Source organism: Paenarthrobacter sp. NPDC018779 (genome assembly GCF_044391085.1).
Lineage (GTDB): Bacteria > Actinomycetota > Actinomycetes > Actinomycetales > Micrococcaceae > Arthrobacter.
Genome location: NZ_JBIRZS010000010.1, coordinates 1 through 26,571, shown reverse-complemented (window position 1 = coordinate 26,571; position 26,571 = coordinate 1). Strand labels below are relative to the sequence as shown.

General features: G+C 64.5%; 23 protein-coding genes. 12 read left to right on the top strand and 11 right to left on the bottom strand.

The genetic code is table 11. The annotated features are described in order from the left end of the window. Nucleotides 1-2: 2 nt before the first annotated feature. The 3 genes from ACH488_RS12175 to ACH488_RS12165 form a co-directional block, all read right to left on the bottom strand. Entirely contained in the window at nt 3-2,597 is a 2,595-nt protein-coding gene (locus ACH488_RS12175; RefSeq protein WP_397324478.1) for a GH32 C-terminal domain-containing protein, read from the bottom strand. A gap of 27 nt (nt 2,598-2,624) precedes the next feature. Next, nucleotides 2,625-3,830: a NosD domain-containing protein gene (locus ACH488_RS12170; protein ID WP_397324477.1), complete on the bottom strand. Its 1,206-nt coding sequence runs from the start codon at nt 3,828-3,830 to the stop codon at nt 2,625-2,627. A gap of 80 nt (nt 3,831-3,910) precedes the next feature. Continuing rightward, the gene (locus tag ACH488_RS12165) at nt 3,911-4,105 is read right to left on the bottom strand and encodes a hypothetical protein (RefSeq protein WP_397324476.1); all 195 of its coding nucleotides are present in this window, start codon (nt 4,103-4,105) and stop codon (nt 3,911-3,913) included. 557 nt (nt 4,106-4,662) lie between these two features. Here ACH488_RS12165 and ACH488_RS12160 point away from each other — a divergent pair. From ACH488_RS12160 to ACH488_RS12130, 7 genes are all read left to right on the top strand, one after another. Beyond that, nucleotides 4,663-5,949 (top strand): ABC transporter substrate-binding protein, encoded by a 1,287-nt coding sequence (locus ACH488_RS12160; protein ID WP_397324474.1) that lies wholly within the window; start codon nt 4,663-4,665, stop codon nt 5,947-5,949. An 84-nt stretch (nt 5,950-6,033) separates the two neighbouring features. Next, nucleotides 6,034-6,921: a carbohydrate ABC transporter permease gene (locus tag ACH488_RS12155; RefSeq protein ID WP_397324472.1), complete on the top strand. Its 888-nt coding sequence runs from the start codon at nt 6,034-6,036 to the stop codon at nt 6,919-6,921. Further along, nucleotides 6,921-7,955 carry a carbohydrate ABC transporter permease gene (locus tag ACH488_RS12150; RefSeq protein WP_397324469.1) on the top strand — a complete coding sequence of 345 codons (1,035 nt, stop codon included), beginning with the start codon at nt 6,921-6,923 and terminating at the stop codon, nt 7,953-7,955. Before ACH488_RS12155 ends, ACH488_RS12150 begins: the two co-directional genes overlap by 1 nt. Before the next feature lie 84 nt (nt 7,956-8,039). Further along, nucleotides 8,040-9,080, top strand: coding sequence for a LacI family DNA-binding transcriptional regulator (locus ACH488_RS12145; RefSeq protein ID WP_397324467.1), 1,041 nt, complete (start codon nt 8,040-8,042; stop codon nt 9,078-9,080). A gap of 42 nt (nt 9,081-9,122) precedes the next feature. Next, nucleotides 9,123-10,688, top strand: coding sequence for a glycoside hydrolase family 32 protein (locus tag ACH488_RS12140; RefSeq protein WP_397324465.1), 1,566 nt, complete (start codon nt 9,123-9,125; stop codon nt 10,686-10,688). Nucleotides 10,689-10,701: 13 nt separating this feature from the next. Then, nucleotides 10,702-11,631, top strand: coding sequence for a carbohydrate kinase (locus tag ACH488_RS12135; protein WP_397324464.1), 930 nt, complete (start codon nt 10,702-10,704; stop codon nt 11,629-11,631). A 40-nt stretch (nt 11,632-11,671) separates the two neighbouring features. Continuing rightward, the gene (locus tag ACH488_RS12130; RefSeq protein ID WP_397324463.1) at nt 11,672-13,078 is read left to right on the top strand and encodes a NosD domain-containing protein; all 1,407 of its coding nucleotides are present in this window, start codon (nt 11,672-11,674) and stop codon (nt 13,076-13,078) included. Here ACH488_RS12130 and ACH488_RS12125 read toward each other — a convergent pair. The 3 genes from ACH488_RS12125 to ACH488_RS12115 all read right to left on the bottom strand — a co-directional run bounded on the left by ACH488_RS12125 (nt 13,061) and on the right by ACH488_RS12115 (nt 16,582). Further along, nucleotides 13,061-14,929, bottom strand: coding sequence for an acyltransferase (locus ACH488_RS12125; protein WP_397324462.1), 1,869 nt, complete (start codon nt 14,927-14,929; stop codon nt 13,061-13,063). The genes ACH488_RS12130 and ACH488_RS12125 overlap by 18 nt on opposite strands. Before the next feature lie 64 nt (nt 14,930-14,993). After that, entirely contained in the window at nt 14,994-16,061 is a 1,068-nt protein-coding gene (locus tag ACH488_RS12120; RefSeq protein ID WP_397324461.1) for a LacI family DNA-binding transcriptional regulator, read from the bottom strand. 59 nt (nt 16,062-16,120) lie between these two features. After that, nucleotides 16,121-16,582 (bottom strand): phage tail protein, encoded by a 462-nt coding sequence (locus tag ACH488_RS12115; RefSeq protein ID WP_397324460.1) that lies wholly within the window; start codon nt 16,580-16,582, stop codon nt 16,121-16,123. Between the two features lie 174 nt (nt 16,583-16,756). Between ACH488_RS12115 and ACH488_RS12110 the strand changes: the two genes are divergently transcribed. Next, a complete protein-coding gene (locus tag ACH488_RS12110) occupies nt 16,757-17,986 on the top strand; it encodes an ATP-binding protein (protein WP_397324458.1) in 1,230 nt (409 codons plus the stop codon). Nucleotides 17,987-18,070: 84 nt separating this feature from the next. Here the strand turns inward: ACH488_RS12110 and ACH488_RS12105 are convergent, their stop codons facing one another. Continuing rightward, nucleotides 18,071-19,420 carry a protein kinase gene (locus ACH488_RS12105; protein WP_397324457.1) on the bottom strand — a complete coding sequence of 450 codons (1,350 nt, stop codon included), beginning with the start codon at nt 19,418-19,420 and terminating at the stop codon, nt 18,071-18,073. Nucleotides 19,421-19,779: 359 nt separating this feature from the next. Between ACH488_RS12105 and ACH488_RS12100 the strand changes: the two genes are divergently transcribed. Further along, entirely contained in the window at nt 19,780-20,373 is a 594-nt protein-coding gene (locus ACH488_RS12100) for a histidine phosphatase family protein (protein ID WP_397324456.1), read from the top strand. A gap of 18 nt (nt 20,374-20,391) precedes the next feature. On the opposite strand, the gene ACH488_RS12095 is transcribed toward ACH488_RS12100, so the two are convergent. From ACH488_RS12095 to ACH488_RS12085, 3 genes are all read right to left on the bottom strand, one after another. Then, on the bottom strand, nt 20,392-20,676 hold the full coding sequence (locus ACH488_RS12095) for a hypothetical protein (protein WP_397324455.1): 285 nt from the start codon (nt 20,674-20,676) through the stop codon (nt 20,392-20,394). 169 nt (nt 20,677-20,845) lie between these two features. After that, nucleotides 20,846-21,076, bottom strand: a complete 231-nt coding sequence (locus ACH488_RS12090; RefSeq protein ID WP_397324454.1) for a DUF6458 family protein — start codon at nt 21,074-21,076, stop codon at nt 20,846-20,848. 156 nt (nt 21,077-21,232) lie between these two features. Next, nucleotides 21,233-22,213, bottom strand: a complete 981-nt coding sequence (locus ACH488_RS12085) for an SDR family oxidoreductase (protein WP_397324453.1) — start codon at nt 22,211-22,213, stop codon at nt 21,233-21,235. A 132-nt stretch (nt 22,214-22,345) separates the two neighbouring features. Between ACH488_RS12085 and ACH488_RS12080 the strand changes: the two genes are divergently transcribed. Then, complete coding sequence (locus ACH488_RS12080; RefSeq protein ID WP_397324451.1) at nt 22,346-24,220, top strand: glycoside hydrolase family 15 protein; 1,875 nt, start codon at nt 22,346-22,348, stop codon at nt 24,218-24,220. Between the two features lie 201 nt (nt 24,221-24,421). Here ACH488_RS12080 and ACH488_RS12075 read toward each other — a convergent pair whose 3' ends face one another. Beyond that, nucleotides 24,422-24,628: a hypothetical protein gene (locus ACH488_RS12075; protein ID WP_397324449.1), complete on the bottom strand. Its 207-nt coding sequence runs from the start codon at nt 24,626-24,628 to the stop codon at nt 24,422-24,424. A gap of 145 nt (nt 24,629-24,773) precedes the next feature. On the opposite strand from ACH488_RS12075, the gene ACH488_RS12070 reads away from it, so the two are divergent. Continuing rightward, nucleotides 24,774-25,640 carry a class II glutamine amidotransferase gene (locus tag ACH488_RS12070; protein ID WP_397324448.1) on the top strand — a complete coding sequence of 289 codons (867 nt, stop codon included), beginning with the start codon at nt 24,774-24,776 and terminating at the stop codon, nt 25,638-25,640. A 62-nt stretch (nt 25,641-25,702) separates the two neighbouring features. Next, entirely contained in the window at nt 25,703-26,551 is an 849-nt protein-coding gene (locus ACH488_RS12065; protein ID WP_397324446.1) for a hypothetical protein, read from the top strand. Nucleotides 26,552-26,571: the final 20 nt, after the last annotated feature.

Sequence of the window (26,571 nt, the reverse complement as noted above, 5' to 3'; positions counted from 1 at the left end):
CGTCACCACATCGCTTTGTTGAGCGGCGTGACTGTCAGGCTTTCCAGCCGCGCGGTGCCTCCTTCCGAAAAGAGGGCCAGTCCATTGGCGCCCGCTGCCGGGAAGACCTGGTCCGTCAGGGTTGCCAAGCCGTCCTGGGCGAAAACTTCCACGGAGGCCCGGTCCACGTACAGCCGAAGCTTGAGCTTTCCGTTGATGAGCTGGGCGGGCACATCGTCAACCGAGGCGAAGGCAGGGTGGAAGCCTTCGTTCCCGGAGTTGGTCCGGTCGATGGAGAGGCGGCCGGAGGCGGTTGTATATCCGATCCTGGTTGCTTCGGTCCCGTTGCCAAGCACCTTCAAGCCAAAGGCCGAGGCTGTTCCGGGAGAGAACTCGGCATCGAGCTGGACCACATCCCCTGTGATGGGGAGGTTGCTGGTTCCCGGGGCCATGTCCTGCGCGGACGCGGTGTAGGCCGCTGCCGTGTTCTTCAAGGTGTCCACCTGCTGTACCGCTTTCTGGCTCAGCCGTGGACCTTGACTGGTCTGGGTGAGGGTCACTTCACGGGGAAGGGCCATGGTGCCCCGCCATGTGCTGCTTGGCGTTGACTGCCCGTAGTCCCAGTTGTTCATCCAGCCCAGCATGATCCGCTTCCCGTTCGGCGCATTGCTGAAGGACACTGCGGCGTAGTAGTCCTTGCCCCAGTCCAGCCAATCGTGCTGCTCAAGCCGGGTGATGTCCGAGGCGACGAACTCGTCGGCCAGGATATGCCCCCAGCCGCCGCGGTTGTTGTCCACGATCCGGATGGTGGCCTGGCTGCCCTTGAACTGGCTGACATCCCACGTTTTCCAGTCCAAGTGTTCAGAGTCAGACCCCGTGGTGGTACGGACCGCTTGGCCGTTGACCATAAGGTTCACCGTGGTTTCACTGCTCCGTGGCTTGGCAGGTTCCGAGCCGAGCACCATGTTGTCCAGGGTCAGATGGCCCCACGCACCGGTGGCGTTGTCCACGATCCGGATCCGGGCGATCTGGCCGTAGTACTGCGAGACATCCCAGTTCTTCCAGTTCAGGTCACCCGAGTTGCTGCCCGTGGTGGTCCGGACCGGAACGCCGCCTACCAACAGTTCCACTCGGAGCGAGCCGTCGGTGCGGTTGCCGCCGCCCAGCAGGAACCCGATGTTGGTGTTGGTGAGGTAGAACTCCGGGGAGGTGATGGTTCCCGTGTTGTTGTCCGCATTGGGGCCACCCTCGAAGGTGTTGATGCGTTTACCGATGGCGTACTCACCGCCCACCGTGGAGGGGTTCCTGGCCGCCTCGAAGTCTCCGGTCAACTGCCAACCGGCTGAGCTCAGGGTTCCGGGGTAGTCGAAGCCATCGAACAGCAAGTACCCCGGCGGTGGCGTGTTTCCTGGTTGTTCTCCGGCTTGCCTCGGGTGGTTTCCGCCGCCGGCCAGGAAATTGATGTAGTCCTTGGTGACCGTGAAAGGTGCGGACTCCATGGTGCCGGTGGGGTTGTCTCCTCCGTTGAAACCGTTGACGAGGCCGGCACCAATGGACCCTGACACTGCCTGTTGTCCAGGCAGCGTTCCCGTGGCTGGAGCGTTTCCCCACGGACCTGATGGGTTGGCCGGGTCGTTGGAGACAGTCCATCCGTTAAAGTTGCCGCCGTTGAATCCTGCCAGGAGGTTGCCTGGCGGCGGAACATCAGCCGGATCGGTGGTTTCCGAAGTGAAGGTGGTGCCATCGAAACTGCCCACGAAGTACTGGCCCCCGCTGCCACCGGCCACTGCACCGGGGTTGATGTTGACCACCAGGACCCACTTGGTGTTGTTCGGATTCCCGTCCACCGCCAACGGGAAGAGATCGGGGCACTCCCACTGACCACCCGTGGCGTTGGCCGGCTTGAAGTCGTTCAGATAGGTCCAGTTCTTGAGGTCGGTGCTCTTGTAGAACAGGACCCGGTGTTCATTGGCCTCCACGGCCGCCATCACCCAGTACGAACCTTCTTGGTACCAGAACACCTTCGGATCGCGGAAGTCGCTGGTGTTCCTGTTGAGGACAGGATTGCCCCCGTATTTGGTCCACGTTTGGCCGCTGTCCGTGCTGTACGCCAGGGACTGCGCTTGCTTGCCGGCGAGCGTGGGGTGGCTGCCAGTGAAGTTGCTGGTGTACACCGCCACCAAAGGTGGATTCTGCAGTGTCCCGAAACCGCTGGTGTTTTGCGTGTCCGCCACTATCGATCCGGAAAAGATGTCCTCCGTGGCCTGGCCGCTGCCGTTGAACGTCTGGGCAATGGCCAGTGGCTGCTCGGTCCAATGCAGGAGATCCGTGGAACTCGCGTGGCCCCAGCTCATGTTCCCCCACGTGGTTCCGGAGGGGTTGTACTGGTAGTACATGTGGTAGGTGCCGTTGTAGTAGACCAGCCCGTTGGGATCGTTCATCCAGTTCTTCACGGGCGTGTAATGCAGGTAGGGCCGGTACTGCTGGGTGGCCGGATCAGGATCGCTGGCGTGCGCGGGTGTGGGTACGGTGGCCGCGGCCAGGACCGCGGCAAGTGAAACGACGACGGCGGCCGCCACCATGGCGTGCACGCTTGGCTTGGTGCGTCTTGTCCTCATTGACAGTCCTGCTTCCTTCGCGTCGGGTCAGGGTGTGGCCCGGAACGAATAGGAACTGGAGTAATGCACGAATTCGCCTGTCCCGCCGCTGTCCAGCACCTTGGTTCCAGTGGTGGAGCCATCCAGCACTACCGTGTTCGCCGCCACGGAGGAGACCGTGTTGTTCGCGGCGATGTAATTGTTGGCGCCCGAGGCCACCAGGATGATGGTGGGTTTCTGGCCGGACGGACTCACGGAGCCGGATGGGACGTCGTAGCTGAAATGGTTTCCGGTCACTGTATTTCCGCTGCCGGCAATGTGGACCAGTCCGAAGAGGTCATCGAGTCCGTTGTTGTACGGCTTGAGGGGATCGAAGGGTTCCATCTGCCGGAGGAAATGGTTGGCTCCCACAAGGTTCTCCGTGCAGCTGCCTTCGAAGTTCACCATGCCCGGATAGAACGCGTGGAACCGGTTGGCCGTGATGGACGACCGCGTGCAGTTCTTGAAATGGACGCTGCTCTTGCCCCGGGGGAACACGTTGTTGGCGCTGACCAGCAGGCCCATGTGTCCCTCGGCGAAGATGGAGAAGCCCACGTACCCTGCGCCGATCAAGTTGTCCGTCACCTTGGAGGCCTGCCCGGATCCCGTGAGTTCGACGCAGCTTCCACACTCTGCCAGGAAGTTCCCGCTCACGCTGAGCGCGTCCGTGTCCCGGACCACCAGGCCGTGCTCCAGGTAAACCATGCCCATGCCTTCCACACGGCAGGAGTCGTTGGCCGAATCGAAGCGGATGCCCGTCTTACCGTTCACGTAGGAGTTCTGGTTGGAGTTGAAGGACACCCCGTCCAGGCAAAAGTTCTGGAAAACGATCGAGCTGAGCCGTGGATCCCCCGTGCGGTACACCCTGAAGGCGTCGGTGTTGCCGTCGGTGTTCTCCACGCGGATGCGGCTGCCGCCTGGATTGATCTCGTGCCAGCTTGAGGTGTTGCCCGCGTTGTAGCGGATGCTGCTGGACGTGAAGCCGTGCCCGGAGCCCCTGATCGTGAGGAAGCTAATGTCAACGTTGACGCGGGTCTTCAACGAGTAATCGCCCGGCGGGATATATATGACCGCTCCGGGTTTGGATGCCTGGTTGGTTTGCTGGGATTTCACATCGGCGATGATGCTGTTGATGATCAGCCCAATGTCGTTGTAGGGCGTGGCGGACGGATTGCCGGGGACGGACCATGTGGTGACGTCGTAAACAGTGGTCACTGCGTGTTCTCCTCACATCGTTGGGGGTAGTGCTTGAGTGGCCTGGTACTTGCGTTGAGGGCGGTGCTGACTGCTTGCTTCTAGAGCACTCCGATGATGCTGCGATGCCCCCGGGGTGCCTGCATGGCCTCGGCGGAGTGCTCCTGGTTTCGCGCCGGTGGACTGTCCTTCGCCAGTGCCTCCCTGGCGGAAAGTACGACGGCGGTGCCCGCAACGGCCGCTGCGGGGATCAACCGGAGGATGCTCCTGCGGCTGAGGGATGAGGATGGATCCATGGTTCTCCTTCGAACTCGGTGTTGATCAGGTTTGCGCTTGGCAGTGCAGGTCCGGCTACGTGGTGCAGCGCACGCTTTCCCGCCGGGCGCACCCCTTCGGCGAGACCAACGCACCCGGTCCCGCCCCACGCACCCCGGGGCACGGGGGCGATCGGCGCAAACGGGTGCGACCGCAGGAAACAACCCTCGGCGCACCCGTTCCCGCCCGGCGCACCCCTTCGGCGAGGCCACCGCACCCGGTCCCGCCCCACGCACCCCGGGGTACGGGTGCGACCAGCGCAAACAGGTGCGGGCTTGAACAGGAAGAGCCATGCCAAACACTTGCCAAATCAGCCAAAATATGCCAAAACGATTTGCCTTGCGGCGGGGATCACTTTATGGCCGCAAAATCTCCGGCGTCAAGGGGTCGAAAAATTTCCACGGAGACCGTTGACACATCCGCCCACCCGGCCCTAATGTCGTTGCCAAGTCGTTTTGGCAAAACGATTTTTCAAAGCCAAAAGCAATCCCCACCATCTCTCTGCAATTTCCGTTCAAGAGAAAGTGAGTCGACAGCGATGTCCACTCGAAAGACCATCTCCAAGCTCGTCTCCCTCGGCGGGCTGTGCACCGCCGTCGCACTCGTAGCCACCGGTTGTGGCGCCGGCGGACCCGCACCATCGTCCGGCGGATCGGGCGGCTCAAGCACCGTCAACGTCCTGGTGGAAGCCGGCGGCCATGCCGAGCTCACGGGCGTAGCCGAACAGTGCAAGAAGGAAGCCGGAGTCGACGTCAATTTCGTGGAACTCCCCTACGACGGCATGTTCAACCGCCTGTCCAGCGAATTCTCCTCCGGCAACGTCTCCTTCGACGTAGCAGCTCTCGACTCAGTGTGGCTCCCCAGCTTCAAGGATGCCGTCCAGCCCATCGACGAACTGTTCACCGACGAGGCAAAGAAGGACATCTTCCCCGCCCTGGTGAAGGAAGCCAATGTGGACGGCCACTTCATCGGCATGCCCGCCTGGACCAACGCCGAGATCATCCTGTACCGCAAGGACCTGTTCGAGGACGCCAAGAACAAGGCTGATTTCCAGGCCAAGTACGGCTATGAACTGGCTGCCCCCAAGACCTGGAAGCAGTACCAGGACGTCTCCGAATTCTTCACCAAGGACGGAATGTTCGGCACGGACGTCAAGGGTGCCGTGGAAACCGAGTGGCTGGCCCATGTGCTCCAGGCCGGCTCCCCCATGGTCCTGGACAAGGACAACAACGTGGTGATCGACAACGCCGCCCACAAGCAGGCGCTCGACTTCTACGTAAGCCTGGCCAAGGACGCCCCGAGTGGCGCAGCACAGGTGGACTGGGCGGCAGCACAGAACCTGTTCAACCAGGGCAAGACCGCCATGACCCGTTTCTGGGCCCACGCCTACCGCCAGATCCCCGCCGATTCCCCGGTGGCAGGAAAGGTGGGAGCCGCAGCAATGATTGGCGGCAGCGCCGGCGTCGCGGGTGTCCCTGGACCTTGGTACCTGTCCGTTCCCAAGGCGACCAAGAACACCGAGGCAGCCAAGAAGTTCGTCAAGTGCGCCTACGACTACAACAGCATGGGCATCGACTCCAAGCTCGGCCTTGCCTCCCGCATCAGTGCATTCGAGAAGTACCAGGACCAGCCGGGCTACGAGAGCTTCAAGCCGCTCATCGAAACCCTCAACGCTCCCGCCACGGCTACCCGTCCGGCAACGGCCAAGTGGCAGCAGATTGTTGACACCGTCCTGATCCCGCTGCTCCAGAAGGCGGTGGCCGGCGGCGACACCTCGGCCCTCCTGGCCGACGCCAAGAAGCAGATCCAGGACCTCCTGAAATAAAGACTCCGCGGCCGGCACCGTCCGCAAAGGACAGTGCCGGCCGCGGCCCCAACCAGCAGAACATACCCAGCAGAAAAGAAAACCGTGCGTATCTCCGATCGCCGCTTCGCCCTCTTCCTGATGACGCCAGCGGCTCTGTTCCTGGCAGTCTTCGTCGCCTACCCGCTGTTCCGCCTGGTGGCAGACAGCTTCTTCAAGATCTCTCCCATCGCCGGCGGACCCCGCGACTTCGTGGGCTTCCAGAACTACGTGACAGCCTTTACTTCCGAGGCCTTCACCAGCGCAGGTTGGCGGACCATCGCCTACACCGTGGTGGTGGTGACCCTGGAGTTCGCCCTTGGTCTGGGCATGGCCCTCCTCTTCACCACGCTGGGCAAGAAGTCCCAGATCTGGCGAACCGTCTTCCTGTACCCGCTCATGATCGCCCCGATTGTGGCCGGCCTGCTCTGGAAGTTCCTGATGATCGACAACTTCGGCCTCATCGGAACCCTCCTCCACCAAGCCGGAATCCTGGAGAATCCGAACCAGATCGGCTGGTTGTCCGACCCCAACATCGTGTTGTTCTCCGTGGCCATCCCGGACATCTGGCTCACCACCTCCTTCATGTGCCTCGTCCTCTTTGCGGGCCTTCAGAACATCCCCGGCGACCTCATCGAGGCAGCCCGCCTGGATGGCGCCCGCGCACCGGACTTGCTGTTCCGGATCATCATCCCGCTGCTGCGGCCTGTGATCGCCGTAGCACTGGTGGTCCGCGGAATCGACGCCGCGAGGGCCTTCGACACCATCCTTATCCAGACCAACGGCGGCCCCCAGTCCGCCTCCGAGACCATGAGCCTGCTCATCTACCGCACCATGATCCGCTTCGGCGATCCGGGCCTCGCGAGCGCCATGGGCACCATCTACCTCATCGCGATGCTCGCCGTCGCCTTCTTCGCGGTGGCCACCATTTGGCGGCCAGGAAAGGACAGCTGATGAGCACCGCAGAATCCACGTACGACGGCGGCAGGACGGGTACCGCTTCCGCCTCACCGGAGCGCGGAACAGGCATCGCCCTCCGGCTCGCGGCGGCAAAGCACCCCAACGTTGTTGCCGAACACAGCGGGCCGCGAGTGCCGGCGTCGAACGCTTCCGATGCCCGGCCGCCACGCAGGCGCCGCGGAGTCAACCGCGAAGGGCTCGAAGCCGGACGCCGGAGCACCCGGACCATCCTCTGGATCCTGTTGGCAGCTGCGATGGTGCTGTATGGTTTCCCGTTCCTGTACTTGCTGTTCACGTCCTTCAAGACGCCGATCGATACCATCGCGGTCCCGCCCACCATCCTCCCGAAGGAATGGACACTGGAGAACTACATCAACGCGCTGGGCAGGGGCGGAGTGGTGGCGTCGTTCATCAACTCCATCCAGACTGCGGTGATCAGCACCCTGCTCTCCCTGGTATTGGCTGTCCCCGCGGCGTACGGCATCACCCGCTACAAGACCCCCAGCGGCAGGGTGTTCATCATGGCCGCACTGGTGACGCGCATGGTGCCGCCGGTGGCCATCGGCATTCCGCTGGCGTCAATGATGGCTTCGATTGGCCTTGCGGACACGCCCATTGCACTGTCCATTGCCCACACCACCATCTCGCTGCCGCTGTCCATCTGGCTCATGTCCAGCTTCTTCGAGGCCGTTCCGCGGGACCTGGAAGAAGCGGCAACCGTTGATGGCTGCAGCAGGCTCGGCGCGCTCTGGCGGGTGGTGATCCCGGTGGTGTCCGGCGGCATCGCAGTGACGGCCATCTTTGCCTTCCTGGCGTCCTGGAACGAGTTCCTGTTCGCACTGCTCATGACGGCCATCCGTTCGCAGACCACGCCCGTGGTGATCGCGAACTTCCAGACGCAGTTCGGCCTGGACTGGGGTTCAATGACAGCCCTCGCGGCGGTCTATTCCATCCCGGTGATCCTGCTGACCCTTCTCCTGCAACGCAAGATCGTGGCGGGCATGACGCTCGGCGCGGTCAAGGGTTAGCCGGCAACATCAGCTCCGGCATCACCGAGTAGCCTACTGATAGCCCCTCCCGGGCATCGCAAACCATAAGGACGTGGAAGACAGATGAGCAACAAGAACATCGGTATCAAGGATGTGGCCGTCGCTGCCGGTGTGTCCGTTACTACCGTCTCCCATGTGCTCAACGAGGTCTCCTACGCCCGGGTCAGCCCTGAAACCAGGGACAAGGTGCGGTCCGTTGCCGAGGAGCTCGGCTATGGCCCCAACCGGCTGGCCCAGGCACTGCGGACGCAACGAACAGGCATGCTGGGGTTGGTCAGCGAGGAAATCGCCACCACACCGCACGCGGGGCGGATCATCCTCGGCGCGGACGAAGCCGCGAAGGCCCGCGGGTACAACCTCATGATCATCAACACTCCGGGGTCGGCCAGCCTCGAGTCACGGCAAGCTGATGTCCAGGCCCTCCTGGAGCGCCGCGTGGACGGCATCCTGTACGCCACCATGTACCACCGGAACGTGGAACTGCCGTCCAACCTCGGCAGCGTTCCCTCGGTCCTGGTGGACTCTGTGGCCACCGGAGGAAACATCACGGCAGTGATCCCGGACGAGGACGGCGGCGCACGGGCTGCCGTCGGAGCGTTGCTTGCCGCGGGCCATACCCATGTGGGCTTCATCAACAACACCGATGATGTTCCCGCTACCCGCGAGCGCCTCCACGCTTTCAGGTCCACGCTTTCGGAGGCAGGGCTCGACGGCGGCGCGGCACCTGTCGAGTCGGAGGTTTCCGAAGTGCAGGGCGGCTATGAGGCCGCCAAGCGGATCCTGTCCCGGGAGGACCGGCCCACGGGCTTGTTCTGTTACAACGACCGGATGGCGATGGGCGCCTACCGTGCCGCCGCAGAGTTGGGCCTGAACATTCCGGGGGACCTCTCCGTGGTGGGCTTCGATGACCAGGAACTCATCGCGGCCAACCTGTACCCGGGCCTCACCACTGTGGCCCTTCCGCACTACGAAATGGGTGCCTGGGCCACAGAGCACCTGATTGACGCCATCGAGGGAAAGACAGACCTTGCCCCGATGGCCCTCCACCCCACAGTCCTGGGCTGCCCCCTGGTCCGGCGCGAATCCATCGCGGCCCCACGGTAAGCCCCACCCGAACCCTTCACCGTCCTAAAAGGAACGCACACCATGTCCAGTAGCCTTGATGCCGTACGCCCGGAAACAGCCCCGGCGGCCACTCCCTGGTTCCGGCCCGCCATCCATTTCACGGCAGCGGATACCTGGCTGAACGACCCCAATGGCCTGGTTTTTCACAACGGCCTCTACCACCTCTTTTTCCAGAACAATCCCTACGGAAATGTCTGGGGCAACATGTCCTGGGGCCATGCCACCTCGCCCGATCTGCTGCACTGGACCGAACACCCTGTGGCCATTGCCTGTGACTCCACGGAGGACATCTTCTCCGGCAGCGTAGTAGTGGACCACGGCAACACCTCGGGTTTCGGCTCGACAGCAGCACCGGCCCTGGTGGCGGTCTACACGAGCGCCTTCAAGGACACCTCGGCGCACAGCGGCACCCAGGCACAGTCCCTCGCGTACAGCACGGACGGCGGAATGACGTGGCGAAAGTACAGCGGCAATCCCGTCCTGACCCGTAACTCGGCGCACTTCCGCGACCCCAAAGTCTTCCGCTACGAAGGCGAAGCCGGCACCTATTGGGTGATGGCCGCCGTCGAGGCCCAGCAGCAAAAAGTGGTCCTCTACCGCTCCGAGGACCTCAAGTCCTGGGACTTCCTCAGTGACTTCGGGCCGGCCAACGCCGACGAAGGCGAGTGGGAATGCCCTGACCTCTTTCCCCTTCCCGTGGATGGGCACCCGGGCAACGTCAAATGGGTGTTGATTGTGAACGTCAATCCCGGCGCGGTGGCGGGAGGTTCCGGAGGGCAGTACTTCGTGGGAGATTTCGACGGCGTGAGCTTCGTTGCGGACGCCGATTCGCTGGTGGCGCCTTCCGGACTGGCGTCCCTCCGTGACCCTTCCGCCCGGGCAAAGGCCCTGCAGCAAAGCCTGTGGCTGGACTGGGGACGTGACTGCTACGCGTCCGTCTCCTTCAGCAACGCCCCGGACGGCCGCCGGATCATCATCGGGTGGATGAACAACTGGGACTACGCCAACCACCTGCCAACCTCCCCGTGGCGTTCCTCCATGACCTTGGCCCGGGAACTGCGGCTCTCGGGCGTCGGCGGCGTCCCGCGCCTGGTCCAACAACCCGTGTTGCCCGCGTTCAAGGACCGCGGGCTCCCCTGGACCGAGGGTCCCTTGGAACTGGCGGATTCATCACTCAAACTGCCGGACGCCCTACCAGGCCGCGCCCAAGTGATCGAGGCCGAGATACTCCTCGGAACCGCGGAACGCCTGGGACTCACGCTCCTGGAGAGCAGCGACCGCTCCCTCGGCACGGTGCTGCGCTACGACGCGGCCACTGCCCGGCTCACGCTTGACCGCACGCAATCAGGCGACACCGGATTCCACGCGAAATTCGCCTCCGTGGAATCAGTTCCAGTGGCTCCCGTGGATGGCGTGCTGAAGCTCCTCGTGGTGGTGGACCACGCTTCCGTGGAAGTCTTCGCCCAGGATGGAACCGCCGTCCTGACGGACCTTGTCTTCCCCCACCCCGGACAAACCGGGAACCGGCTGGTGGTGGAGGGCGGCACGGCAACGGTCCTGAAGCTCACCGTCTCGGCACACGCCTAAAGGAGAAACCGCAATGCACACCATCCAGCAGACACCGGACGTGGTTGTTGTTGGCGAGGCGCTCATGGACATCGTCGTCTCGCCGCAGGGCTCCGTGGAACACCCGGGCGGCTCGCCCGCCAACGTCGCCTACGGGTTGGCGCGTTTGGGGGTACCGACCGGCCTGCTCACCTCCCTGGGCGAGGACCACTACGCCGCCGCGATCGAGCAACACCTCCATGGCGCCGGCGTCAACCTCCTCTCCGGTTCCAAGCGACCGGGCAAGACCGCGACGGCGACCGCCACCCTGGCGCCCGACGGTTCGGCACTCTATGACTTCGACATCGCCTGGGACCTGCCCCTGGCGGCTCCAACCGGCCTTCCCAAAATCCTGCATACCGGCTCGATCGCGGCTTTCCTTGAGCCGGGCGCCACAAAGGTCAAGGAGCTGCTCCTGCACGCGCACAAGCGCTGCGTCATCACCTTCGACCCAAACATCCGCCCCGCCTTGCTGGGCAGCCAGGCGGAGGCCAGAATCAGCTTTGAAGATCTCATCCCCTTCACGGACGTCGTCAAACTCAGCGATGAAGACGCACTATGGCTCTATCCAGGCCTCTCGCTGGAAGACGTGCTCCAGCGGATCCTTGAATGCGGTGCGGGCCTGGTGGTGGTTACCAGGGGATCGGAGGGCTCCGTGCTGTCGACGCGAGAGGCAACAATCGTTGTTCCGTCAGTGAGGTCGGCAGTGGCAGACACCATCGGTGCGGGAGACTCCTACATGTCCGCGCTGATCTACGGACTCCTCCAGCACGGCGGTGCAGGTTTGACGCCCAAAGCCCTGGAATCCTTGGGCCATATGGCAACCAAGGCGGCGGCAATCACCGTACGCAGGGCGGGTGCCAACCCGCCCACGCTGGCAGAGTTGCAGGCAGGACTCCCGGAAATCCAACCCTCTGCCCAGTAGCTCCACATACTCCCAGACCACCACACAGAGGTAACACGCCATGACCAGCAACAACTTCTACGACGTCACCACCTGGCCCGTCGGCAACCCGGCCGAGGACATTGGCGAAGTCATCAACAGCATCATCGCCGACATCAAGGAACGGCAAGCGGACACCGACGCGAACGACGGCGGCAAGCCGGGTGGCGTTATTTACTTGCCGCCGGGGGACTACCGCCTGCGGACCCAGGTGCTGATCGACATCAGCTTCCTGAAAATCCAGGGCTCGGGGCATGGCTTCACGTCGTCCAGCATCCGGTACAACGTGCCGCAGGAAGAATGGCCCGGCTTGCACGAGCTCTGGCCCGGCGGGAGCCGGATCCTGGTTGACCTTTCCGTCGGCTCCGACGCCGGGCAAGCCGAGGGAGCGGCCTTCCTCATCAAACGGGAGGGCAGCCCGCGCATCAGCTCCGTGGAGTTCACCAACTTCTGCATCGATGGCCTGCACTTCACCGCGGATGGCTCCCAACTGCCAGCCGAAAACACGTACTCCAACGGCAAGACCGGCGTTTTCGTGGCCAGTGCCAATGACTCCTTCCGTTTCAACGGAATGGGTTTCATCTACCTTGAGAACGCCCTGACCATCCACAACGCAGATGCCCTGTCCATCCACGACAACTTCATCGCAGAATGCGGCAGCTGCATCGAACTGCGTGGCTGGGGACAGGCCTCGAAGATCACCGACAATCTGATCGGAGCAGGTTTCAAGGGCCATTCGATCTATGCCGAGAACCACGGCGGACTCCTGGTCACTGCCAACAACGTCTTCCCACGCGGTGCCAGCAGCATCCACTTGGAAGGCGTCACGCGCTCCAATATCTCCAACAACCGGCTGCACTCGTTCTATCCGGGGATGGTGGTCCTGGGATCGAACAGTTCCGAAAACCTTGTTGCCACCAACCATTTCCTCCGCGACCACGAGCCGTGGGCGCCCTTCTTCGGCACCGACAACGGCCTTGACGACGTGTATGGACTGCTCAGCGTGGACGGCAGCGACAACTCACTTATTGCAAACCACTTTTCGCTGATCGTCGGGTCGGACAGCATCAAACCGCGGGGCGCAACCCCGGTGGCCATTCGGCTGAAGGAGGGAACCGGCAACTTCGTCTCCACCAACCACGTGGTGGCGAAGGATGTCCATGCCACCTCGAGTGAGTCCTGCTTCGAAGCCCAGGTGGACGCCTTGTTGGCGGCCAAAGGCAGCGACGGCTTGGACGTCACAACCGTCATGGTGGATCCCGCGTCCACACGCAACACCATCCTGGATTCCGGTACCGAGGCGCAGGTTGTCGCGGACAGGGCAAGCAACGCCCTCAGGGCAACTCCCGGCATTGGCCTCCTGGCCGGGCCCGTTGCTTCCCAGCCCGTTGCGTCCCAGGTGGATGGGCTGTCACAGCCGCGGCAGTGAAAACGCCGGCTCTGGCCTGTGCACGCCACGTGGCCGGTAGCCCAGCGCCTCGGCATGGCCGGCCATGTCAGCGAGGTACCAGATGATGGCCAGCCACATCTCGGTGCCCTGCAATGTTGGCAAGTGCTGCACGCCGCTGTCCGGCGAAGCGCTGAAGGCCATGCCCTCGCCGGGATGCCACCACCCGAGCGCCTGCTCCAGTTGGCGGGTGGCCCACGCTTTCCCGTCACCGGCACGATAGGTGGTTTGCTTGGAGGCCAGCCACAGCGGATGGACCACATCCAGCACGTTGCAGGCATTTTGGGTGCCGGGGGCGAAGTACCGAGGATCGGCTCCCTGTTCCAGGACCGTGTCCACGAGGTTCTCCACGTGCGGAACAGGGAGGCCAAACTGGGCGAACGTGCCTCTGGTGAGCCGGTAGTAGCCGTTCACCACTTTGAGGCGGGTGTCATGTGCCGGCGTTCCCCAGGTTCCACTGGCTGGATTCACCCGGGCCAGCAGCCAGCCGAACAAGGCTTCCACGGACCCGGCGCTGTGGGGGTTGACCCTGCTGAGTGGGTCCAGCCGGCTGAATCCGGCGGCCGCGGGAGCCAGGCGGTGTTGCCGGGCAAGGTTCCAGTACGCCGCTGTTCCCCACGCATCCACCCACGCCCCGGACTCCCACGCTTCCTTGCGCCACGGAAGGGCGTCCAGGGCCACTACCAAATCAGCGGCGGAGGTGTTTGCCACGGCGTGGATGGGGTGTGGGAAACCGCTGCCCAGAAGGTCCAGGGCGTAGCCGACGGACAACACGTGGTAGGTGGCCGGACCCTTTCCGAACTCAAGGGAGGCGTCCGGTTGTGCCCCGAATTCGGGAACCAGCCCCGTCACCGGATCCTGCAGCCCGGCCAGCCGAAGGGCCTGCTCGGAAGCCGGCAGTTGTGGGGGCGCCGAACCGTGCAACAAGTCCGCGATCTCCACGGCATCGCACTGGGCGCGTACCGTGCGGAGAGCACCCGGCCGGTCAACGAAGTACCCGCCGTCTTCACCTACCCAGCACCGGGCCAAGACGTCCGTCGCTTGGGCGCGTGCCGCGTCAGCGAACGCGGCGAGCCTGGAGCGGAGGCCGCCGTCGTTGGCGCTGACCGCGGCGGGACCCGCGACGGCGGGTACCAAGCCAGCCTCCGGACCAGCGACGGCGGGTACCAAGCCAGCCTCCGGACCAGCGATGACCGGCACCAAACCATCGTCCGGACCCGCAACGGCAGGGACCAAACCAGCCTCCGGACGGGCACTCGCAGGGGAACCTGCCGCACCATCCCGGCGGTCCCGTAGCTGCCGGGCCGGGTTCCCGCCCACCACGGACCATTCCGGCACGTCCTTGGTCACCACGGCCCCTGCTGCGAGGACTGCGTGCGATCCCACGGTGACGCCGTCCAGGACCACCACGTTGGAACCGACCCACACATCGTCCCCGATCACGATGCCCTTGCTGCTGAGCGGTTGCCTGAAGACTGGCTGGGCGGGGTCCATGGAGTGGTTGAAGCCCAGGATGGAGGTGTGCGCGCCGATCCGCACAGCATTGCCCATGGTCACGGCACCCCGCACCACCGTGAAGGCGTTGATGGTGCAGTTCTCCCCCATGGACACTTCGCCCGTGACGTAGGCGTGGGCGGCAACATACGAATCCGGGCCGATGGCGAACGTCTCCGGGTCCACATTGGCAAGCGGGGACAGGAACGCGCGCTCGCCGATGGTCACGCCCTCGCGCTGGGCCAGGGCCTTCTGGTGCTCGATTTGGGCTTGGTGTTCCTCCGCTGAGGCGTTGTTCCAGAAGGTCCAGGGCGAGTAGTCGTAGCTGAGCGCATGCATCCCCTCATTGTTGGTGGACGCCCCGGAAGGGTCAACGAACGGGTGCGCAATCGATCATTATCGGTCATCTGCGGTACGTCGTAGTGGAACTCCGCACTGCCAGCCCCGGCAGCAGGGACAAGTGCTGGACGGGCAACTCACTGCCGTCGGCGAGGCTTTGCACCCGCGACTGGAGGAGGCGCATCGCCGCGGCGCCCACCGCCTGCTTGGGAGGTGCGACGGCGGTCAACGGCACCATGGAGAACGCGGCCACTTCGTCGTCGTACGCCACGATGGAGAGGTCTTCGGGTACCCGGAGTCCGCGGGCGGTGGCCAGTTCCACAAGGCGGGACGCGTGGGCGTCCACGTGCACAATGGCGGCCCGTGTTCCCGCGGCCAGGCAGTCGTCGAGGAACAGATTGAGCACCACGTCCGCACCAGCCGGGTCCCTGCCAAGGTCCGGCAGCGCACGGAAGGGTGCGTCGCCGTCGAGCCCCAGCGCCTCCACGGTGTCCCGGTATCCCGACGTGAGGAAGGCCGCCGTCGGGGTTTCCCTGCGGAGGGCGAGGCCGATGGACCGGTGGCCCAAGGCGGCGAGGTGTCGGACTGCCACCACCCCGCCGTGGGCATGATCGGTGCGGACGGTGTCGTATTCACGGGCTGTTTGCGGGTAGGTGATGGACCGTTCCATGAGGACCACCGGTACCTCCAGCGAGTCCAGCCACGCACCGGTGTCCGTAGCTGTGGGTTCGTAGGTACTGGTGGCCACCACTACGCCGCGGACGCCCAGGCCCACCAGCCTCCGCACGCGCTCCTGCTCGGTTTCCCGGTCATAGTGGGTGACGCCCAGGACCAGCCGCGTGCCCAGTTGGGCTGCGACGCTCTCCGCCCCCGCAATCACCTTGGCGTAGTAATAGTCCGACGTCGGCACCACCAGCCCGGTGATGGAACCATCCGCCGGGGTGGCCAAGCGGCCCGGCAAGGTTGCCCCGCCGTGGACACGGACCAACAAACCGGCCGCGGCGAGGTTGTTGATGGCACGCCTGGCCGTGATCTCGGAAATGCCCAGCTCCCTGGCCAGGCCCGTGGTGACCACCCGGCCATCGCGGCGGGCGAGGGTGAGGATGCGTTGGTCGCGTTCGGCAGCAAGCATGGGGCGATCATAACTGATCGAATATGACCGTTTGAATGGTGATCGCCGGGTAGTGAGTGCTAGTACTCACCCTTGATCACGAAGAACGAGCCGCGGATTTCGCCGGCCAGCTTGGACTTCTGCCGTGCGAACTTGAAGTTGGCCGCCAGTTCTTCCGGTACCTCCATGCCTTGGGAGAGCTTGAAGCCTACCGCCCGCTTGGAACCTTCCTCCAGGCCATAGAGCACGTTGATGGACAGCCCGGATTCGTAGAACACGTAGGTCCAGCGGGTGCCCTCCACTTCGAACGAGGTCACTTCCAATGGCTGCGACTGGATCACGAGGTCCCGCTCCTTGAGCACCCGGTTCACGTAGTCGACGATCTCCGGCGACTCCGCCGCGGGCACCACGGTAAAGACGTGATCGTACTTGTTCTTGAAGTACCGTGCTTCGTTTGCCCTCAGTCCTGCCAAGGCGTCTGCTACCGGGGATGATTCCAGCCCGACGGTGGAAACGTTGTGGAAGTCTACGGTGTACGGCATGTGTCCTCCTGGGGTGTGGATTTTCTGTGTTGGCTTCACCCTACGTCCGCCGCCCAGGGGCCCGCTTCTTGAATCCTGCTCGGGTTTTGCGCACCACGGCATGACAAGAGGGCGCTCCCACCGGCGGGTATCATCAGCATGGAATCCTAATGAAGCTTGGGGGGACAGACTCAGATGGCGCGTGGTCAGGGACAGCTCGCATTCACGGACGAGGTCAGCCGGGACCTGACCCTGCGTGAATATGGCCTTGACCCGTCGTTGGATTCGCCCCTTCTGCCCAACACAGCCGTACTGAGCGCGCTGCAGAACCTCGTCCGGCTCGCCACGGAACTGTGCGGAGCCCCCTTCGGCGTAGTCAACATCATCAGCGCCGAGTATCAGCACCAGGTGGGAGCGTGGGGCGTTGACCCGGGCGTCTGCTCCCGCGAAGATTCCATGTGCGCCAAGGTCTTCCTCTCGCGCGAAAAAACGGTGGTTCCGGATGCCACCCTGGACCCCCGCTTTGCGGACAGTCCTTTTGTCACAGGCGAGATCGGCAACGTCCGCTTCTACGCGTCCGTCCCGCTCCAAACCGACTCGGGCTTCGTCCCCGGCACGCTCTGCGTCTTCTCCGACAAACCCCAGGAGCTTCGGCCGGAACAAGTGGGCATGCTCGAGGTCCTGGCCCGCCAAGTGGTGGAACTGCTCGAACTCCAGCACCGGACCGCCCAACTGGACCGCACCTACGCCGAGTTGCGCGACAGCAACGCCAAGCTCGCCGGATTCGCGGGCCGGGTCAGCCACGACCTCCGGATTCCACTGACCACCATCCTGGGGTACGTGGAACTCGTGGAGGACGATCCCGACGTCCAGACCGGCACCAGCACGGCCAAATACCTGGACAAGATCGGCGCAAGCGGCCGCCGGATGCTCGCGATGCTGGAAGACGTGCTGAGCTACTCCCGCGTTGGCGGGGGCATCCAGCCGTCGTACTCCTCGCTCCGGGAGGTGGCCGGTGAGGTTGCCCGGGACCTCGGAATCGACGACGACGGCATCCTGGACGTCCAGGACCTGGCCGTCTATGCCGATCGCGGACAACTCCGGACCTTGCTTCAGAACCTGCTCACGAACGCCATGAACTACCGCAGCCCGGAGCGCGATCTCAGCATCAGCATCAGCGGGGTTGCCAACTACCACGGCGCAACGGTCTACGTGGCGGACAACGGCAAGGGCGTCGCCCCGGAGGATCGCACCAAGGTCCTGGAACCGTTGGTGCGGCTCCGGAGGCCGGGCGACGGCGCCGGCTCAGGACTCGGCCTGGCCACGTGCAGCAGCATCGCCAAAGCCCACGGCGGGGACCTCACGCTCTCGGAAACCCCCGGCGGCGGACTCACGGTATCCGTCAGCTTCCCGGCTGGACTTTAGCGGGTCAGCGCCGGGTCACCCACGACGGCGACCTCCCGCCGTCGTGCGTTTGCGGACCGGCAGTCGGCGGCTGCTGCGGACTTACTACCGGTCGTCGTTGCCCTTGTCCTTGGGGGCCTTCTTATCGCCCTTGCTGTCGCTCTTACCGTCACTCTTGACGCTCGCGAGGTCCCTGCCGTTGGCGCCGCCCACCGCGCCCGAGGTGGTGGCCGGAGCCGGGTCTGGCTGTGCCGGCAGGTTGGCGTGGACTGGCTGGACGGGCTCCTGCACAGGCTCGACGTTGGCTGCAGGTACCGCGTCTGCCCGGGTGGTGCTGGCCGGATCCACGGGAATGCCGGGCTGGCGCTCACTGACGGAGATGGCAGGATCGGCCGTCCGTGAAGGCTCGGGCGTACCGGTAACGGCACCTCCGTGGAGGAGGAGTGCCACGGCCACAGGGATCCCGGCAGCGGCAACGGCTACGCCACCGAGGAGCCTTCGCCTGGTCTTCCGTGGGGTATCCCTCCGGGACATGGCACGCGGTGAAATGGCACGGGGCGCAGGCTGGGGAACAGGCTGCAGGAGGGCCGTCCGGCCAGCGGCGAACTTACGCCGGGGGCTGCTCAGGACCGCCTCCACATCCGACGCTCCGGGACGCCGCTCGGGGTCCATGTCCGTCATGGCCTTTAGGAGCGTGCGGAGTTTCTCCGGAACACTCAGGGGAACCTCCGGCGCGCGGTGGAGCCTTGCAGCGGCACTTTCCACCGGCGTGCCGGGGTACTCCGCCTTGCCGGTGAGGCATTCCAGCAGGACCAGCCCCAGCGAGTAGATGTCACTGGCGGGAGTCAGATGGAGACCTTGTGCCTGTTCCGGGCTGAGGTATTGCGCTGTTCCCAGGGTGAGTCCGGTTGCCGTCAGGCGACTTTCCGACATGACCAGCGCGACGCCGAAATCGGCCAGTTTCACGGACCGCGCCGTCTCCGAGCCCTCCGAAACCAGGATGTTCGCTGGCTTGATATCGCGGTGGATCACGCCTTGCCGATGGACCTGTGCCAAGGCACCGGCCAGGCGGAGACCAATCGCGGAGACATCGTTGACCTTCATGGCACCTTCGGCCAGGGTGGCGCGCAGGTCCCGGCCCTCGGCGAGCTCCATGACCAGATAGGCCCGCTCGTCATTGTTGCGTGCATCCACGCCGGCATCGAAAGCGCGGACCAGTCCCGGATGGTCAAAGGCCGCGAGCAGCCGCATTTCCGTCTGCTGGCGAACGCGGAACGATTCATCGCCCGATCCGGGCAGGAAGAGCTTGACCGCCACGTCGCGCCCGAGCCTCACGTCCCGCGCCTGATACACGGTGGACATGGCACCCCTGCCAAGGATCCTGCCCAACTGGTAGCGCCCGTCCAGTAATCCTTCACCGGACTCCGAAAGCACGGCTTCGTCGTTAGTGCCCACCAATTGTCACGCCCTCCGGGCGCACCTGGGTGCCTTGGACCTACCAACTGTCCACCACTACCAGGCAACGCCGTCGATCAAACTTTCACGGTAGCCGCTCGGGCCAACCTTCCGGGGTCAGCGCCGTGCAGCTCGAGCAAATCCTGCGTCAGAACAGCATTATCCGGTTTCTCCAGATTGGTAATCAGGATACTTATTATTGTCGGATGAGGGCAACCTGCCGGACAACCCCCCTCACCTGGGTGCAGGACTCCAATCACTGGAGGGCATCAGCCTGCCGCGCCAGGATGGAGTTGGGGCAGCGCCTAAATTGCTCCATGTGGCGCAGGAAACTGCGGCGGACGTGGGGGCAAGGCAAAATGGGAGGCATGACCCTCACAACTTTTGCCCTCGTCCGCCATGGCCAGACCGACTGGAACGCCGAGCGCAGGTTGCAGGGGGCCACGGACATTCCCCTCAATGAGATCGGCCGGCAGCAGGCCCGCGACGCCGTTGACGTGCTGTCCGGCTACGAGTGGGACACGATTGTTTCCTCGCCCCTGAGCCGGGCGGCCGAGACTGCCGACCTGATCGCGGAAGGACTGGGCCTGACAGTGGCACGCCGCGTTCCCGGGCTGATCGAGCGCAGCTTCGGACCCGCCGAAGGCCTGCAGGCCGGACCCGAACTGGAAGCCCTGCGCATCCCCGGAGGCTTCCGCGGTGGCGAGAGCGACCATGACGCCGCAACGCGCGGAACGGCGGCCCTTGAAGAACTCGCCCGCGAATTCGCAGGCCAGCGCGTGCTGGTGGTGAGCCACGGGACGTTGATCCGGCTCACCCTCAACCGCGCCATCGGCCGCACCCTGGACAGCGTCCAGAATGCGGCGCTGAACCTGGCACACCACCACCCGGTGGATGGCTGGGATCTTGAGTTCTACAACGGCGAGCGCCTCACCGCAGAGGTCGCCGGCTAGGCACCTTTCGGCTGGGACTTAGCCGGCCTGGAGGCGGCTGCGGAGTTTGTCGGCGTAATCGTCGTAGGCGGCAGCGATCTCCTCAAGATCCACTGTCAGGGGGAAGTCGATCACGGGTTGGTGCTCGGCCATGAAGTTGGCGGTCTCCTCCACCACGGACTGCTGGTCGAAGCCGTCCAAGCCAATCTCGGCGAGGAAGTCCGGGGTGACCCGGACCACGGATTCACCCGTCTGCCCCTCGGCGGCCCAGCGCACTGCGTATTCGTCCTGGTTCACACGTTCAATGTCGAAAGACTTCTCCATAACAGCAGCCTACGCGGTCAAAAAGCGCACGACGGCGGGGCTGCCGCCGTCGTGCTTACTGCTTTCGTCAGTCACTGCCAGGCCGCAGGTGACGGCGCGCATCAACCGCAACACCCAGCGTTACCGCCACCTCCGCAATGACACCGCCGCTAACCGGCCGGTGCGAACGTCAGACTTCGGGGCGCCGTTCAACGATGGTGTCCGGGGCGGTGCGCCGCTCCACCACGGTATGGCGGGTCCTGCTGGACATGATGATGGAGATGATCAGGCCGAGGACTCCTACGGCCATCAGGATGTAGCCGATCAGGACTTGGTCCATGAAGGGGATCAGCCCTGGAGCCAGGGCAAAGGCGAGGATCGCTCCGATGGCTATCAGGGCTATGGAAGAACCTATTCTCATGATGTGCTCCTCTGTGTGGCGTTCGGCCCAAGGGGGAACCACTGGCCGACCGGATATGATCAGCCTACTTATCAACTGGGGATGAAGCCAGAGTTTGTGGCCGTCATTGTCCGTGTGGGGATCACAGTCCCCGCCGCCCGGATCTTCGGGAACGGTTCAGCGCCCATACCGTGCGGCGAACCGGGCGATCGCTTCCTCCGGAGTGGGCACGGTACCAAAAACTTCGGCCTGGCGCGAGGTATGGGCGACGTAACGGCCCGTCTCGAACCAGGCAGACATGCTTGCCATATCCCCCACCAGCGGCGCGAAGCGGGACGTGACCTTGCCCGCGAACTGGAGTACCGGCGTCGGAATCGATGTCACCTTGATGTCCACTGCGTCAGCTTCCTTGGTAACCCGGCCCCCGGCGTCCGGCGTTCCGGGCGCTGTCCGCCTCGTTTCGGGAATGCCCGGCGTTTTTCCGGTGTGCCTGGACAACAAACCAGCTGCCTCGAGCATGCTCACGGGCCTGGTCCAGCCGATGTCGACGCGCTCCCCGCTGGCGATATCGGCGTCGACTGCGGCGGCGAGGTACTGTGCGAGGTCGCTGGCCAGGACGAACGTCAGCGGAACGTCCTTGCGGCCGAACCACATGATGCGGCCCTTCTGGAAGGGATCGCCACGCATGCCCGCGATCTGGTCGAAGAAGGCTCCCGGTCGCAGCGCGACGAATGGGACACCCAGCTCCTCCAGCTTGTCCTCGGCGAGTTTCTTGTGCCAAAAGTGCGGAACCTGCGGGGTTTGGTCGCTGGTGAGGATGCTGATCAGGACGAACCGGCGGATTCCCGCATGGTTCGCGGCAACGGCCAGGTTGTTGTTGCCGAAAGTGTCGATCGCCTCGGCGTTCTTGTCATTCCTGGTGTAGCCGGCAGCCGTCGAGATCACGGCATCCACGCCGGTCATCGCCCGGATGAGCGACCCGACGTCGAGCATGTCGCCGCGGGCGATCTCCACGCCCTTGGCTTGAAGCTTGGACGGATCCGATGTGTCGCGCACCAGCGCGCGGACGGGCTTGCCGCGTTCGAGCAACTGATCCACCACCTGGCTACCCAGGTATCCAGTGGCGCCAACAACGAGGACGGGTTTTTCTCCAGCCATGGCTCCTCCTGGAATCGATGCTTCCAGAACACAGGGGTGGTGTACAGGTAAAGCAGCGCCTTGTACGCAAAGCACAGAAACTACGGGTAGCGTCGGGCTTAGTCCAGCCTGTCCGAACGCAAAGGAGCTGAAATGGCGAGAATCGAGGACTACGCACTCATAGGCGACCTCCACACCGCCGCCCTGGTGGGCCGCAACGGATCCATCGACTGGATGTGCCTCCCCCGGTTCGATTCGCCCGCGTGCTTCGCCGCGTTGCTCGCCGATCCGGAAGCGGGCCGCTGGCTCCTCGCCCCGGCCAACCCCGACCCCGCCAACGGCGGCAACTGCACCCGGAGGCAGTACCGGGAGGACACCCTGGTACTGGAGACAGAATGGGACGTGGAAGGTGGCAGCGTCCGCGTCATCGACTTCATGCCCGTGCGCGACGACGCCGTGGACCTGGTCCGGATCGTCGAGGGGATCAGCGGCGAAGTGGACATGAAAATGGAGCTGGTGCTCCGCTTCGACTACGGCCGGGTGGTGCCGTGGGTGCGCAAACACGGGCAGGGAATCAGCGCCGTGGCAGGGCCGGACTCCGCCTACATCACCACGCACGCGCCCTTGGAGGGACGCGACAACCGCACCATCAGCGAATTCACCGTCAAAGCCGGCCAGCGGGTCCCGTTCGTGCTGCGTTGGGCGCCCAGCCACGAGCCAGAGCCGCGGCGCATCGACCCCGCTCGCGCGCTCGCCAACACCACCTCTTTCTGGCGTGAGTGGATCGACCGCAGCGAAATCACCGGCAAATACAAGGAGCCGGTGGAGCGGTCCCTGATCACGCTCAAGGCCCTGACCTACGCCCCCACCGGAGGGATCGTCGCGGCAGCAACAACCTCCTTGCCGGAGCAAATCGGCGGCCCCCGGAACTGGGACTACCGCTACTGCTGGCTGCGGGATGCCACCTTAACACTCCAGTCGTTGCTCGCCGCCGGATACACCGAAGAGGCCTCGGCGTGGCGGGACTGGCTGCTGCGCGCCATCGCCGGAGATCCTGCCGACCTGCAGATTGTGTACGGGCTCGACGGCGCCAGGCGGCTTCCGGAAATGGACCTGCCTTGGTTGGGTGGTTACGAAGGCTCGACGCCGGTACGCATTGGCAACGCCGCCGCGCCGCAGTTGCAGTTGGACGTGTGGGGTGAAGTCCTGGACGGCCTGTCCCTGACACGGGCGGCTTCGCCCGCAGGGACGGTGGACAGTTCGTGGGACATCCAGGTAGCCCTTATGGAATACCTCGAAGGTGCATGGGATCAGCCCGATAACGGGCTCTGGGAAATGCGCGGACCGCGGAGGCATTTCACGCATTCCAAGGTCATGGCCTGGGTGGCCGCGGACCGGATGGTCAAAGCCGTGCGGAAGTCAGGGCTGCCGGGCCCTGGGGGCCGTTGGGCGGATTTGAGGTCCACCATCCACACGGAGGTCATGACCAAGGGATTCAACGAGGACCTCAACACTTTCGTCCAGTCCTACGGAAGCAAGGAGCTGGACGCGAGCCTGCTCCTCATCCCCCGGGTCGGTTTCTTGCCGCACCATCATTCCCGGATGGTTGGCACGGTGGAAGCCATCCAGGAACGGCTCACGGAGGACGGGCTGGTTCTCCGCTACCGGACCGAGTCCGGGCACGACGGCCTGCCCGGCGACGAAGGGGTGTTCCTGGCGTGCTCGTTCTGGATGGTGGACGCGTTCCTGGGCATCGGCAAGCGGGGCGAGGCCACTTCACTGTTCGAACGGCTCTTGTCTTTGCGGAACGATGTTGGACTGCTCAGCGAGGAATGGGATCCGCGGACGCAACGGCAGCTCGGCAATACGCCCCAGGCCTTCAGCCATTTCCCGCTGATCCACTGTGCGTTGCAACTCCACCACGGGCAGGCCCCCGGGAGTGACACGCCGATCGGGGGCCACGGCGGCGACGCGGAGATGTCCCGGAACACCGAGCCCACACCTGGCAAGCAAACAACGCAGGGCTGAGCAGGCGCCCGTCGGCGGGGTACGGGATGGGGATACGGGACGCAGGAGGTGAGCGCGTGCGGCTACACTCCGGGCCGAGTGGCACCTTGGCGACCTGCCCGCGGAGCCGGGTCCCGCCGTCGGGCGGCTACACTCCGGGCCGAGTGGCACCCTGGCGACCTGCCCGCGGAGCCTCGTCCCGCCGTCGGGCGTTTGCTGCGGTCAGCTCTCTGTCTTCTGATCGTCGGGATCCGGAGCCTCGGCTCTTTGCTTGGCCTCCTCCAGGTGCTGGTCCAGTTTCCGCTCGGCCTCGCGCCGGCGCTGGCCGACGGTGCGCATTTGCTGGGTGGTGGGCGAACCGGCGTCGCTATCCTGCCATTGCCGGTCGTCCCCCGAGGCTGAGGGCTTCTCATTGTGGTCTTGGCCCATAGGAAAATCGTCCCATTCATGGCGGTGCCGCAACACCCCCGGCTCTTGGGCGGCGCAGGATGGGCGGGTAGCGTGAGCCCTGGACAAGCGATTCCACCAGCCACCTTGCCCGCAGCCATGATCGCTACAAAGAGAGGGGCCTCGGATGTGCCGGCTCTTCGGGCTGCATGCGGGCTCACTTCCGGTGCGCGCCACCTTTTGGCTCCTGGACGCGCCGGACAGCCTTTCCGTCCAGAGCCGGCGGGAACCTGACGGTGCAGGCATTGGGATCTTTGGGCCTGACGGCACGCCGAAAGTCGCCAAACGACCCCTCGCAGCATGGGAGGACCATGCATTCGCCCGGGATGCACGGACGCTCCGGAGCACCACGTTCCTGGCCCACGTCCGCTACGCCAGCACCGGCGCGCTCACGGTGGCCAACACTCACCCGTTTGAGCAGGACGGGCGGCTGTTTGCCCACAACGGCGCATTTTCCGGCTTGGCGGCGCTCGACGATCGGCTGCGCTCGCTGGGGGTCACAGACTTGGTGCATGGCCAAACCGACAGTGAACGGTTCTTCGCACTCATCACTGCGGAGGTTCGGTGCACCAGCGGAGACGTTCATGGCGGGATAACCCGGGCAGTCAGCTGGATCGCGGCCGAACTGCCGGTCTTCAGCCTCAATTTCATCCTGACCACGGCAACGGACGTCTGGGCTTTGCGCTACCCGGCGACGCACGGGCTTTACATGCTTCGACGGGATCCCGTCACGCCCGCTCCCGCTGCTCCTTTGGACGCCCGAAGCAAACGAATCCACTCGCGGAGCACGGAACTCGCCGGCTCGCCGCACGTCCTCTTCGCTACCGAGCCCATGGATCACAACCCCGGCTGGCGGCCGCTTGAATCCGGCGAACTGGTGCATGTTGGACCCGGCCTCACGGTGGCGTCCACGTTTCCCTTCCCGGCTGCTCCGGTGCATCAGCTAACGCTCGCAGACCTCGACCCGGCAGCCGCAGAGTCGCAACGTCCCTGAGGTTTTCCACATAGGCGTTGTGGGACGTTCTTTCGGAGTTGGCATGGTGTCAGGGTTGGTTTATGGGAATTGGCGGTGGGGTTGAGGCGGCAGAGGTGGCGGACGCGGGTTCCGTGGCCACTTCGGGTGTTGCCGGGCTGCTGCTTGATGCCAAGAGTGTCACGGAAAAGATTCCGGGTACCCCAGAGCATCTTCGGCCGGAAACATCGGCACCCTCCAAACAGGCCTTCTCTGAACCTCTCGAGGGCTCCCTGGGTGGTCTGGGTGCCTCTTTGAGTGATGCTTTGGATGATGGGGCCGCGGCCCTTGAGACCCTCCGGGACACGGCCCTGCCGACAGCGCGTTTGTTCGATTTTCAGGAAGCGGCGGATTTCGCTGGCCGGGTCGAGGAACTCGCCCGCTCCATCGAGTACCTGCAAATCGTCGCGGCCCAGGCGGTGGAACGAACCCGCGAAGAAGCCAAACACGCCCGCACCGTACCCGCATTGGGCGGCACCACGGGGTGGCGGACCGGATGGACCGAGGACGACGCACCCGCCGGGACCAGCCCACTCACCGCCGGCCCTTACACCACCAGCAACACCAACAGCAGCGGTAGTACGGGGGCTGATGCTGGCAGTGGTGCTGGTACGGGTGTTGGCACTGGTCCGGGTGCTGGTGGTGTTGGTGCTGGTGCCGGCACGGACGTGGCCGGGGTCCCGGCCCAGGGTTCTGTGCTTGATGACGGGTACCGGAACGCCGCGGAGTTCCTTCGCGCGCGGTTGCGGATCGAGATCCGCGAAGCCCGGCGCCGTCTGTCCCAAGCCGCGGCCCTCCTGCCCACCACCACCCTCACCGAGCTTGTCAATACTTTTGTGTATGAGGGGTCTGGGTTCAGCCCAAGTAGGGTTCGATGCGTTCGGGGTATGTGATGGCGAGGATGCCTAGTGCT